The organism is Acidimicrobiales bacterium, assembly GCA_033344915.1.
Taxonomy (GTDB): domain Bacteria; phylum Actinomycetota; class Acidimicrobiia; order Acidimicrobiales; family Aldehydirespiratoraceae; genus JAJRXC01.
The window spans coordinates 2,436,094-2,447,453 of record JAWPML010000001.1 but is presented as its reverse complement, the minus strand read 5'-3'; the positions used below and the strand labels follow the sequence as shown (position 1 = coordinate 2,447,453).

Below are 11,360 nucleotides of genomic sequence, written 5' to 3'. Positions count from 1 at the left end.
GGTTGGTAACGTCGTCATTCGGCCGATGAGTACGGTGGCGGGTGCTCGTGCTCCCGCCTGCATGGAGTTTGCGTGGACCTCAGAACGATCGTTCTCATCCTGTTGCGTCGGTGGTATGTCGCCGTCCCCATCGCCGCGCTCGCGCTCTATGTCGCGGCCGGCAGCGGCGGATCGCCGAGCTACACGGTGGAGGGCAGTTTCCTTCTCGTCGTCGCCCAGGACACCACAACCGATGACGGGCCGACGAACCCGATCATCACCACGCCGTCGGGAGTCAACTCTGTCGCCAACGTCGCTGTCGTCGTCATGCACACCTCGGAGCGGCGCACCGACGTCGCGGAGGCCGGCTACTCCCCGAGCTACAACTTCTCGGTCGCCCGCGCCGACCCGTTCGTGACCTTCGAGGTCGCCCACGACGACGAAGTGGTCGCGGTCGAGTCCGCCGCCCTTCTCGGTCGGTTGTTCACCGAGGAGATGACGGTGCAGCAGCAGCGTTTCGGCGTGGACGCCGGTGCCCTCGCGAGGGCCGAACTCCTCGAGATCTCCGAGCCGATCGCCGACTTCTCGGCCGTGCGCACCGGTCAGATCACCGTTGCCGCCGCGGGCTTCCTGCTCGCGTTCGTGGCGGCGTTCGCGGTGGAGGGAATCTTCTACTTCTTCAGCGACCGCCGTCGTGAGTTCCACGAGTTCGACAAGTACGAGTCCGACGCGTCCAAGTACGGCGTGGGCGGTGAGACGGCGGCGGAGTTCCGGCCGGCGAGCCCGGCCGCGGAACTGGCGCACCCGCCGGGGCAGGCCCAACTCGAAGAGAAGACTTCCAGCCGGTGGGTGCGGGCCCGCGGTCGAAGGGCCGAGGGCTAGGTCGGTCGGTCATGTCGTTCCCGGAGATGGCCTGGGCCATCCTGCGGAAGTGGTGGGTGTTCGTGCCGGTGATGGCCGTCGGGCTGTTCCTGACGAACGAGCTGCGGGCGACCGGCGCGGAGTACATCGCCGAAGCCCGCGTCACCGTCACGCTTCCCCGCACGTCGAACACCCTGCTCGACAGCACCCGCGGCAACTATCGCGGCCCCGCGATCATCGCCGCGGTGGAAATGCTCGACGACGAGTACCGCAACAACTTGAAGGCGGAGGGGCTTCCCGACACCTTCGACTTCGACTTACAGAGCGAGTTTCCGATCATCGTGATCGCGTTGCGGGGCCCGACCGAGGCCGGGGTGTCGGACGCGATCGAGTTCGTCGCGGACGACTATGTCGATCGCCTCGACCTGATTCAATCGGAGCGTGACATCGTGGGCGCAGCCCGCTTCCGGGGCACCGTCACCTCCATCACCTATCCGCCGATCCGCCCGCCGGGGAGCAATCGGGCGCTGCTCGGCCTCGTCGCGGCGTCAGGGATGCTGGCCGCCGGCGCGGCCTACGGCGTCGATCAGTTCATCCTGCCCGCGGCGCCCCGGCGGCGCCGTCGCCCGGCCGACCTCGCGGCGGAGGCGGCGCGATGACCGCCCAGCTCGAACAACCCGTCGAACTCGGTCCCAAGCCGTGGTGGCAGTTCGATTCCCTCACCATCGTCACCGTCTGGATGGTGTGTCTGTTCCTCATCCCGCAGCAGTGGGTGCTCCCGGGCGGTGGGTCGATCGCCCGCCCCTCGATCGTGGTGGGGCTCGGCGCCTGTCTGCTGTACGTCGTGTCCCGCTTCGTGCCGTCGATGGTTCCGCGGGGCCGCAACCCCGTGGCGGCCGGACTCTGGGGCTACGGCACGGTCGTGTTCATGAGCCACATGCTCAGCTACAACCGCGACCTCTACAACCACGAGATCACGGCCGGCCAGCGCGAGGTGGTCATGACCGCCTCGATGATCGGCATCGGCCTGCTCGTCGGCGCATCGATCGAACGGCGCGATCAGCTCGAGAAGGTGCTCCAGCGCCTGGTCTTCCTCGGCGCCATCGTGGCGATCACCGCCCTGCTCCAGTTCTATCTGGCGTGGGATCTCGTCGCCGAGATCCGCTATCCGGGGTTGAGTCTCAACGGTGGTGAGCTCGCCCGGTCGCGGGCCCGCAGTGGGTTCGACCGGGCGACCGGCACGACCGCCCACGCGATCGAGCTCGGGATCCTGATGGCGATGATCCTGCCGGTCGCGCTCCACTACGCCCTCCACGAGCCGGTGCGCAAGAAGGCGATTCCCTACTGGGTCGCGGTGTTCCTCATCGGGGCGACGCTTCCGGCCACGGTCTCACGCTCGGCGATCCTCGCGATCGTGATGTCGCTCGGCACGCTCATCTCCGTCTGGAGCCGCCGCCAGCTCGTGCAGGGTGCGTTCATCGGCGTCATCGCGATGATGGGCATCTACGCGTCGTCGCCGACGCTGCTGGGCTCGATCCTCTCGCTGTTCCGCGGGCTCGAGGACGACACGTCGATCACGGCCCGCACCGACGACTACGAGATCGCCTTCGACTTCATCGCGGAGCGACCCCTGTTCGGACGCGGTGCCGGCACCTGGGGCAGCGACACGTATCTGTTGCTGGACAACCAGATGCTCCTGTCCCTGCTCGAGATCGGGTGGGTCGGTGTCCTCGTCCTGTCGTTCATGTTCCTCCTGGCGATCGCCGTGGCGCGTCAGATCCGCCATGTCGCGCGCGACGACACGACCAAGCATCTCGGTCAGGTGCTCTTCGGGTCGCTGCTCGCCGGCTTCTTCGCCAACTTCTTCGTGAACGGGCTCTACTACCAGCAGTACGTCGGCACCTGTTTCGTGCTGATCGGCGCGGCCGGGGCGCTGCATCGCATGATGAACGTGCAGATGCCGCCGCCCGAGGTCGAGGCGCTGGCCCAGGAACGTGGCCTGTTGAGCAACCGTCACCGGGTGAAGGGCAAGCCCCGATGGTGGACGGTCGCCGTGGCCAAGGACATCCGCGACGTCTACAAGGATCGACGTGTCTGACACCGCCCCCATCCCGTCCGAGGTGCCCACCTATGTGGTGGTGTCGCCGGCCCGCGACGAGGCGGACTACCTGCCCTACACGCTGAAGAGCATGGCGGCGCAGACATGGCGCCCGGCGAAGTGGGTGATCGTCAACGACGGGTCGTCCGACGGCACGGGCGAGATCGCCCGAGCGTTCGCGGCCGACCACGACTGGATCGAGGTCATCGATCGTCACGACCGGGGCAGCCGTCGCCCCGGCGGGGGAGTGGTCGAGGCGTTCCAGGAGGGCTTCGCCCTGATGGACGGGATCGAGTGGGACTTCGCGGTGAAGCTCGACAGCGACCTGGACCTGCCGCTCGACTACTTCCAGCGGTGTCTCCAGCGGATGCTCGACGAGCCCGAGCTCGGCATCGCGGGCGGCATGATCGAGAACGACATCGACGGGAAACTCGTGCTCGAGGAGCACCCGATGTTCCACGTCCGCGGCGCAACGAAGATCTACCGGCGGGCGTGCTGGGACGCGATCGGCGGCATCCACGCGGTCAAGGGCTGGGACACTCTCGACGAGCTGAAGGCCACACTCAACGGCTACACGACCCGCAGTTTCCGCGACATCGTCATGATCCAGCGCCGGTTCACCGGCGACGGTCAGGGCCAGTGGCCGAACTGGCAGAAGAACGGCGAGGCCGCCTACGTGTGCGGCTACCACCCCGCGTTTGTTTTCGCGAAGGCTGTGCGCCGCTGCTTCATCCGCCCGTGGGTCGTCGCCGGCGCCGGTCTCGTCACCGGCTACATGAAGGCCGTGATCACCCGCCGCGAACGGGTCGAAGACCCCGAGTTGCTGGCGTTCGTGCGCGAACAGCAGTGGCGCCGCCTCACCGGCCGGTCCAGCGCCTGGCGTTGACCCGTCAGGCGGCGCTCGGTTCGGCTTCGCCCGAGCCTGCGTTGGGAGGATGCAGCTGCCAGACGCCGTCGGGGCCGCGGATCACCCGGTAGCCGTGGTCGTGGATCAGGTGGTGGGTGCGGGTGCACACGAGCACCAGATGATCGATGTCGGTGGGTCCCCGCGCCGGTGGCGCGTACGGCACGAGATGATGGGCCGTGCAGTGCTCGGGGGCGCTGTTGCAGCAGAAGCAGCCGCCATCGCGGACGATGAGGTTGGCCCACTGGGCATCGGTGGCGAGCCGCGTGGCCCGACCCTGGAACAACGTCTCGCCGTTCTGGTCGAAGACGAACCCGACGAACGCGGCGTCGCACACCAACCGTTCGAGTGTGGTCTGGGGGATGGGCGATCCATCCACATACTCGGCGGTGCCCGCAGGGTCGTCGCCGCGGAGGCGGGTGTGATCGACCCGTATCCCGATCAGGTGCTTCGGGTGCGGGCGACGACGTGACGGACCACCCGTGGCCGAGCGCGGCTCCCGGATCAGCCGAGTGAGCGCATCGGCCTTGCGTTGCGGTGGCGTGCGGAGCTCGTCGGGCCGTCCGTCGCGACCGCCGTCGTCACGCCACAGTCCGTCGACGGTCTTGTTGAGGATCTTCTGCAGCTCGCGGCCGGTGTCGGGATCGAGCTTGGCGAACAGGTTCCACATGCCGTCGGCATCGACCCACCACGACGCCTCGCGTGCGTCACGCTGCCGCTTCGCCCGGTCCTGCTTGGCCGATTCACGTTCGCGCGCCGAGGCCCACGATCGGGCCTGACGGCCGAACAGATCCGCCGGCCGCGACGCCGCGTCGTCGGCCAACTCGTCGGCCTCCTCGGGCGACACCCGCTCGGCCGCGTCCGCCGCGGCGTCGGCGTGCTCGGTGGTGATCTCGCCGTTGGCCAGCGCCGTACGCGTCTTGGGCATGTCCTTGAGCTTCGACGCGGTCCGCGCGTTCCGCTTCGCCTTCTTCTTCGACCGGCGCGCCTTCACCCGATCGGTGTCCTCCCCCGACAGACCGCCATCGTCGAGATCATCGATCGCGGCCAACATCGCCAGACGCCGCTCCGCCGCATGGGACTCCACACGGGCGAGCGCCGCAATGAGCGACTCGAGATCGTTGCGAGTCTTGTTGGTTGCTGTCACCCCCGCCAGGGTGGCGTGTATCGCCGTGAACACACCTTCACCCTACACGAACATGTGTTCGCTTTGCAAGCCCCGACTACTCGTCGACGCGCACCGGCTTCGGCCTCGGGTGGGTGGGCGTGAGGATCGTCTTCATGGGCCGGAACATCGCCCGGATCGCCGCTCGGTCGCGACGCCGTAGCGCCCACGCCGCGAGCGCGACCCGGGCCAGTTGGGCGGCCACCCGGCCGTGGTGCTTGCGGAACCAGCGCACCCGCGACTCCATGAGGAGGAAGTCGGTGCCGGTCGACACCTGATCGGCCGCGGTGCCTCCGATGTGCATCACGGTGGCCGCCGGGTCGTACTCGATGGCGTGACCCGCCTCGGCGACGCGGACCATGTAGTCGACCTCTTCGCCGTAGAGGAAGAAGCGCTCGTCGAGCCCGCCCAGCTCGTGGAAGAGGGCGAGGGGCGTGGCGAAGCAGGCGCCGGACACGACGTCGACCTCGACGGGGGCGGTGGCGCTCGACGCGCCGCCGTCGCTGTCCGGGTCGAGTCGGTCGGAGACCTTGTGCAGCCCGGCCGCCACCACGAACTGGTCGAGCAGGGTCGGCCGCCGTCGGACCGATCGGGTGACGGCGCCCGACTCGTCGGTGAGGCGCGGCGCCGCGATCCCGAGACCGCCCCGCACGCGGTCGGCGAGGTGGCGCAGGTCGTCGGGAGCGGCGACACAGTCGGGGTTCAGGAGGACGAGGACGTCCTTCGACGCCGCGGCGGCGCCGGCGTTGACGCCGCCGGCGAATCCACAGTTGCCGCCCGTGCGGATCCGGATCGCGTCGGGCGCGGCGGCCGCGGCGACGGCCAGGCTGTCGTCGGCGCTGTCGTTGTCGGCGACGATGATCTCGAGGTCGTCATGGCCGGTGAGCTCCGCCAGCAGCGGAGCGAGGGTGGCACTACTGTTCCACGTGACGACCACGATCGAGAGTCCGGGTTCGGTGGGCGCCGCATCGGTGGTCATCGTCGGGCCACCCTAGTGTCGTCGATGCGGCCACCGGCTGTGGTTCGGGTTGCCTCGTCCAGGTCGCGCGGCTAGGTTGTGAATGGTTTCACGAGCGGGCAATGGGGCCCGCCGGCCAGCGGTTTCGTACCGCACGAGGTCCCCGATGGCACGGAACGCGCAGCGCGAGCTTCAAGAAGCCCTCTGGCGATCCAGCGGTGGCTACGACCTCGTCCTCGGTCCCGTCATCCTGTCGCTCGGCGGGCTCTGGCTCGACCGGCGCCTCGAGACGACACCCCTGTTCACGATCGGCCTGCTCCTCTTCGGCGCCGTCGGTGCCGCGGCGAAGGTCTACTACGAGTGGAAGCGGGGCATGGAGGCAGCGGCGATCGAACGTGATCGCATGCTCGCCGAGGCCGCGGCGCTTCGCGCGCAGGCCCGCGCCGCCAAGGACACGGCTCGCGCCGCGGACCGCGAGGTCGCGTCGTGAGCGGTTTCCCGACCACCTCGCAGCCGAACGTGCTCGCTCAACGTCTCGACGGGCCCTCACCCGCCGTCGCCGTGGCGAAGGACCTCGCCCGCCGCGGCACGATGATCGCCCCGATCTCGATCATCATCGGCGCCCTCTTCTGGGGCACGGACGGCGCCGTCTCCGTGGCGCTCGGCCTCGGCATCGTGGTCGTCAACTTCCTGCTCGCCGCAGCGATGCTCGGGTGGGCCGCCCGCATCTCGCTCGCCGTGATGGCGGGCGCGGCCCTGTTCGGATTCCTCATCCGACTCGGCCTGATCACCATCGTCGTGCTACTCGTACGCAACGAGCCGTGGGTCGAATTGGTCCCGCTCGGTCTTTCCCTGATCATTTCCCATCTCGGATTGCTCTTCTGGGAGATGCGTTTCGTGTCGGCTTCGCTAGCCTTTCCCGGGCTCAAGCCGCCCGCCAACGAACGCCGCATCGTCGTCGAGCAGCCTGAGACGGGCAACGTCCAGCAACAGGAGCAAACGTGATTTTCGGAGCCGTGGAGTTCCCACCGATCGAGAACGTGATCGAGTGGCCGGCGTTCCTCTTCGAGGGCAGCGACTACTTCGCCTTCAACAAGATCGGTCTGATCTACGGGTTGGGCTTCCTGCTCCCCACCGCGCTGTTCCTGATCGCCGCCCGTGGCGACGGCCTCGTCCCCCGCGGAGTCCGCACCGTCGCCGAGGGCATCGTCGAGTTCATCGACGTCCAGGTCGTCCAGGCCGCGATCGGCCCCGACGGACGGCGCTACATGCCGTTGCTCACCTCGCTGTTCCTCTTCATCTTCATCGGCAACATCACCGAGGTCATCCCCTTCTTCCAGATGCCGGGCAACGCCCGCATGGCCGGACCACTCGTCCTCGCCCTGATCGTCTACGTCACCTGGATCTCGGTGGGCATCAAGCACAACGGGCTCGGCTACATCAAGGAAGTCCTCGTGCCGCCGGGCGTGCCGAAGGCCCTCTACCTGCTCGTCACGCCGATCGAGTTCCTGTCGAACTTCCTGATCCGGCCCTTCAGCCACGCCGTTCGTCTCTTCGCCAACATGCTCGCCGGCCACATCCTGCTCGTCACCTTCTCGGTGCTGTGCATCTCGGTGTTCTCGGCCTCGCTGCTGTTCATCGTCGAGCCGTTCACCTTCGCCGGCCTGCTCGCCTTCACCGCCTTCGAGGTCGGTGTGTCGCTGATCCAGGCCTTCGTGTTCACGATCCTCACCGCCGTCTACATCGGCATGGCGCTTCACCCGGCGCACTGATCCTTCAACCAAGTCTTCTACCCAAACAATCCAGGAGAGCACCCAAATGAGCACCCTGAGCCAGCTTGCTGCGCTTGCCGCTGATGCTGAAGCCCCGACTGCTGACGATGCCAAGAACGCAGCCGCCGCCACCGGCGCCGGCTACGCCTACGGCCTCGCGGCCATCGGCCCGGGCATCGGCATCGGCTACCTCGTCGGTCAGGCCGTCCAGGCCATGGCCCGTCAGCCCGAGTCCGCCGGTCAGGTCCAGACCACCATGTTCCTCGGCATCGCCTTCACCGAGGCACTCGCCCTCATCGGCTTCGTGGTCTTCATTCTGCTGAAGTTCGTCTGAGGTACCCGTCGTGAACCTGATGTTGGTCCTTGCCGCTGAGAGCACGGAGGACCCACCGAATCCCGTCATCCCCGAGGTGAACGAGATCGTGTGGGCCGCCATCTTCTTCATCGCGCTCTGGACGCTGATGAAGTACGTGCTCCTCCCGCCCATCCAGCGGGCGATGGAGAACCGCGCGTCGACGATCCAGAGCGACCGCGACGCCGCCGATGCGGCGACGTCCGCCTTGGGTTCGACGCGTCGCGACTACGAGGCATCCCTGGCTGCGGCTCGCAGCGAGGCGTCCGACATCATCGCCGCGGCCCGAGGCCGGGCCGACGAACAGCGGGCGGCCAAGCAGGCCGAGGCTGACGCGGAGATCGCGGAGCTGCGCCGTGCGGCGCAGGCCGAGATCGACGACGCCCGTGCCTCCGCACTGCGGGGCATGCGGGGCGATGTCGCCTCGCTCGCCGTCGGCGCGGCCGGTGTCGTCCTCGGTCGCGAGCTCGACGCCGGTTCCCAGCAGTCCGTCATCGACCAGGCCCTCGCGGCCGAGTGATCGGAGACTCCCCATGCCCAACCTGACCGCGATCCTCGCCGCTGAAGGCCCGAACGGGGACTTCATCCCGAGCGACTTCAACGAGTTCCTCTGGGGCTCGCTCGCCTTCGGCATCATCGTCATCGCCTTCGTGTGGAAGGGCGTGCCCGCCATCAAGCAGGCGATGCAGGCCCGCACCGCCCGCATCGAGGCCGAGCTCGCCGCCGCCAAGGCCGCCAAGGCCGAGGCCGAGGCCGAGCTGACCACGCTCTCCGGACAGCTCGGTGACGCCGACGCGGAAGCGGCGAAGATCATCGCCGACGCCCGTGAGCAGGCGGCCAAGCTCGAGACGGACCTCATCGCGAAGGCCGAGTCCGACATCGCCGACGCGAAGGAACGGTCGAGCATCGAGATCCAGGCCCAGCGCGACCAGGCCCTCAGCGATCTCCGGGCGGCCGTCGCCGACCAGGCCCGCACCGCCGCCGATGCGGTCGTGCGGTCCAACCTCGACGACGCATCCACCCAGTCCGCCCTCATCGACGACTACATCAGTCAGCTCGCCCGCTGACCCACAGGAACAGAACCATGAGCGACACCATCGACGGATATGCAGAGGCTCTCCTCGCCGTCCTGCGCGCCGAGGGTGCCACCGGGGCGGACGACGAGATCTTCCGCTTCGCCCAGGCACTCGAGGGCAACGACGAACTCCGCAACACCCTGTCCGACCCCTACGTGCCGGCCGAGCGTCGTCAGCAGGTCGTCGAAGACCTCCTGCAGGGCAAGGCGTCCAAGGTGACCTCCGCCGCCGTGTCCCTCGTGGTCGGCGCCGGTCGGGCCGCGGACCTGCCGGCCATCGCCCGGGCCCTCGTGGCCAAGGGCGCCGCGGCCCACGGCAAGGACGTCGCCGAGGTTCGTTCCGCCGTCGCGCTGAGCGACGATCAGAAGACCCGGCTGGCGGCCTCGCTCAAGAGCGCCACCGGCAAGGATGTCGAGATCAAGGTCATCATCGATCCCTCCGTGCTCGGGGGAGTGGTGACCACGATCGGCGACACCGTCATCGATGGAAGTGTCCGTAGCCGCCTCGCCCAGGTCAAGAGCCATCTCGGCTGACCTGCATTCTTCGCACAGAGAGATACACAGAAACATGGCTGATCTGCAGATCAACACCGACGAGATCACCGCCGCCCTGAGGGCGAACCTGGAAGGGTTCTCCCCGTCGGTCGAACAGACCACGGTGGGCCGCGTGCTCGAGGTCGGCGACGGCATCGCCCGGGTGTCGGGTCTTCCCGACGCTGCGGTGAACGAGATGCTCCGGTTCGAGAACGGCCTCATCGGCCTGGCGCTCAACCTGGACGAGGACTCCATCGGCGCCGTGGTCCTCGGCGACGTGGAAGGCATCGAGGAGGGACAGACCGTGGTCGCCACGGGCGACATCCTCTCCGTGCCGGTCGGCGACGGCCTGCTCGGTCGTGTCGTCAACCCGCTCGGCGAGCCGATCGACGGCAAGGGCGCGCTGACCAACGTCCAGCCCCGCCGCATGGAGATCCAGGCCCCCGGCATCACCGGCCGCAAGCCGGTGCACGAGCCGATGCAGACCGGCATCAAGGCGATCGACTCGCTCATCCCGGTCGGTCGTGGCCAGCGCGAGCTCATCATCGGTGACCGCAAGACCGGCAAGACCACCATCGCCCTCGACACGATCCTGAACCAGAAGGGTCTCGGGGTGAAGTGCATCTATGTGGCGATCGGCCAGAAGGCCTCCACGGTCGCCCAGTCCGTCGCCACGCTCGAAGAGCTCGGCGCCATGGAGTACACCACCGTCGTGGTCGCGCCGGCGTCCGACCCGGCCCCGTTCAAGTTCCTCGCTCCCTACGGCGGCTGCGCCATGGGCCAGCACTGGATGGAGAACGGTGAGCACTCGCTCATCATCTACGACGACCTCTCGAAGCAGGCCGAGGCCTACCGCCAGGTGTCGCTCCTCCTGCGTCGTCCGCCGGGGCGCGAAGCCTTCCCCGGCGACGTGTTCTACCTGCACTCGCGTCTGCTCGAGCGGGCCGCCAAGCTCTCCGACGAGCTCGGCGCCGGCTCGCTCACGGCCCTGCCGATCATCGAGACGAAGGCCGGCGACGTGTCGGCGTTCATCCCGACCAACGTGATCTCGATCACCGACGGTCAGATCTTCCTGCAGGACGACCTCTTCAAGTCCGGTATCCGTCCGGCCGTCGACGTGGGCATCTCGGTGTCCCGCGTGGGTGGTGCCGCCCAGGTGAAGGCCATGAAGACCGCCACGGGCACGCTCAAGGGCGACCTCGCCCAGTTCCGTGAGCTCGAGGCGTTCGCCGCCTTCGGTTCGGACCTCGACGCCGTGTCGAAGGCCCAGCTGGAGCGGGGCTACCGCCTCACCGAGCTGCTGAAGCAGGGCGTCAACTCGCCGTATCCCGTGCAGGAGCAGGTCGTCTCGATCTGGGCCGGCACCAACGGCTTCCTCGACGCCCTGCCCGTCGAGGACGTGCTGCGCTTCGAGCGTGAGCTGATCGAGTGGTTCAACACCCGCCACAGCGACATCATGGAGACGATCCGCGACCAGGGCATCATCGGTGACGAGGACGCCTTCGCCGCCGCCGTGCAGGGCTTCGCCGACCAGTTCGTCCCCAGCGTCGTCGCCGGTGACGAGCCCGAGGCCGAGGCGCAGGGCGGTGCCCACACCGAGCTGGTCGACTCGGATGTCACCCTGCCCGAAGAAGACATCACGCGAGACGAGGGCTGAGGTAA

At 68.2% G+C, this 11,360-nt stretch carries 14 protein-coding genes; 12 read left to right on the top strand and 2 right to left on the bottom strand.

From position 1 onward, the window contains the following. The first annotated feature begins 72 nt into the window (after positions 1-72). From R8F63_11915 to R8F63_11900, 4 genes are read left to right on the top strand one after another with little or no spacing between them, the layout of a single operon-like run. Positions 73-861, top strand: coding sequence for a hypothetical protein (locus R8F63_11915; GenBank protein ID MDW3219308.1), 789 nt, complete (start codon positions 73-75; stop codon positions 859-861). An 11-nt stretch (positions 862-872) separates the two neighbouring features. Next, positions 873-1,499, top strand: a complete 627-nt coding sequence (locus R8F63_11910) for a hypothetical protein (protein MDW3219307.1) — start codon at positions 873-875, stop codon at positions 1,497-1,499. Further along, complete coding sequence (locus R8F63_11905; protein ID MDW3219306.1) at positions 1,496-2,938, top strand: O-antigen ligase family protein; 1,443 nt, start codon at positions 1,496-1,498, stop codon at positions 2,936-2,938. The genes R8F63_11910 and R8F63_11905 overlap by 4 nt, the downstream gene beginning before the upstream one ends. Further along, positions 2,931-3,824, top strand: a complete 894-nt coding sequence (locus R8F63_11900) for a glycosyltransferase family A protein (protein ID MDW3219305.1) — start codon at positions 2,931-2,933, stop codon at positions 3,822-3,824. Before R8F63_11905 ends, R8F63_11900 begins: the two co-directional genes overlap by 8 nt. A 4-nt stretch (positions 3,825-3,828) precedes the next feature. On the opposite strand, the gene R8F63_11895 is transcribed toward R8F63_11900, so the two are convergent. After that, positions 3,829-5,022 (bottom strand): DUF222 domain-containing protein, encoded by a 1,194-nt coding sequence (locus R8F63_11895; protein ID MDW3219304.1) that lies wholly within the window; start codon positions 5,020-5,022, stop codon positions 3,829-3,831. Between the two features lie 43 nt (positions 5,023-5,065). Continuing rightward, on the bottom strand, positions 5,066-5,986 hold the full coding sequence (locus tag R8F63_11890; GenBank protein ID MDW3219303.1) for a glycosyltransferase family 2 protein: 921 nt from the start codon (positions 5,984-5,986) through the stop codon (positions 5,066-5,068). 145 nt (positions 5,987-6,131) lie between these two features. Between R8F63_11890 and R8F63_11885 the strand changes: the two genes are divergently transcribed. The 8 genes from R8F63_11885 to atpA are packed head-to-tail and all read left to right on the top strand — an operon-like array spanning position 6,132 to position 11,355. Continuing rightward, a complete protein-coding gene (locus tag R8F63_11885) occupies positions 6,132-6,455 on the top strand; it encodes an AtpZ/AtpI family protein (GenBank protein MDW3219302.1) in 324 nt (107 codons plus the stop codon). Continuing rightward, complete coding sequence (locus R8F63_11880; GenBank protein MDW3219301.1) at positions 6,452-6,970, top strand: ATP synthase subunit I; 519 nt, start codon at positions 6,452-6,454, stop codon at positions 6,968-6,970. Before R8F63_11885 ends, R8F63_11880 begins: the two co-directional genes overlap by 4 nt. Continuing rightward, on the top strand, positions 6,967-7,737 hold the full coding sequence (gene atpB, locus R8F63_11875; protein ID MDW3219300.1) for a F0F1 ATP synthase subunit A: 771 nt from the start codon (positions 6,967-6,969) through the stop codon (positions 7,735-7,737). Before R8F63_11880 ends, atpB begins: the two co-directional genes overlap by 4 nt. A gap of 46 nt (positions 7,738-7,783) precedes the next feature. Further along, positions 7,784-8,071, top strand: a complete 288-nt coding sequence (atpE, locus tag R8F63_11870) for an ATP synthase F0 subunit C (protein ID MDW3219299.1) — start codon at positions 7,784-7,786, stop codon at positions 8,069-8,071. A 19-nt stretch (positions 8,072-8,090) separates the two neighbouring features. Next, a complete protein-coding gene (atpF, locus tag R8F63_11865; GenBank protein ID MDW3219298.1) occupies positions 8,091-8,609 on the top strand; it encodes a F0F1 ATP synthase subunit B in 519 nt (172 codons plus the stop codon). A gap of 13 nt (positions 8,610-8,622) precedes the next feature. Further along, on the top strand, positions 8,623-9,156 hold the full coding sequence (locus tag R8F63_11860) for a hypothetical protein (GenBank protein ID MDW3219297.1): 534 nt from the start codon (positions 8,623-8,625) through the stop codon (positions 9,154-9,156). 17 nt (positions 9,157-9,173) lie between these two features. Beyond that, on the top strand, positions 9,174-9,698 hold the full coding sequence (gene atpH / locus R8F63_11855; protein MDW3219296.1) for an ATP synthase F1 subunit delta: 525 nt from the start codon (positions 9,174-9,176) through the stop codon (positions 9,696-9,698). A 34-nt stretch (positions 9,699-9,732) separates the two neighbouring features. Further along, positions 9,733-11,355 carry a F0F1 ATP synthase subunit alpha gene (gene atpA, locus R8F63_11850; GenBank protein MDW3219295.1) on the top strand — a complete coding sequence of 541 codons (1,623 nt, stop codon included), beginning with the start codon at positions 9,733-9,735 and terminating at the stop codon, positions 11,353-11,355. Positions 11,356-11,360: the final 5 nt, after the last annotated feature.

Bases quoted from the DNA above. Each gene is read 5' to 3' on its own strand.
- R8F63_11910 (MDW3219307.1), top strand. From the start codon at position 873: ATGTCGTTCCCGGAGATGGCCTGGGCCATCCTGCGGAAGTGGTGGGTG.
- atpE (MDW3219299.1), top strand. From the start codon at position 7,784: ATGAGCACCCTGAGCCAGCTTGCTGCGCTTGCCGCTGATGCTGAAGCC.
- atpF (MDW3219298.1), top strand. From the start codon at position 8,091: ATGTTGGTCCTTGCCGCTGAGAGCACGGAGGACCCACCGAATCCCGTC.
- R8F63_11885 (MDW3219302.1), top strand. From the start codon at position 6,132: ATGGCACGGAACGCGCAGCGCGAGCTTCAAGAAGCCCTCTGGCGATCC.
- R8F63_11890 (MDW3219303.1), bottom strand. From the start codon at position 5,986: ATGACCACCGATGCGGCGCCCACCGAACCCGGACTCTCGATCGTGGTC.
- R8F63_11860 (MDW3219297.1), top strand. From the start codon at position 8,623: ATGCCCAACCTGACCGCGATCCTCGCCGCTGAAGGCCCGAACGGGGAC.
- R8F63_11905 (MDW3219306.1), top strand. From the start codon at position 1,496: ATGACCGCCCAGCTCGAACAACCCGTCGAACTCGGTCCCAAGCCGTGG.
- atpH (MDW3219296.1), top strand. From the start codon at position 9,174: ATGAGCGACACCATCGACGGATATGCAGAGGCTCTCCTCGCCGTCCTG.
- atpA (MDW3219295.1), top strand. From the start codon at position 9,733: ATGGCTGATCTGCAGATCAACACCGACGAGATCACCGCCGCCCTGAGG.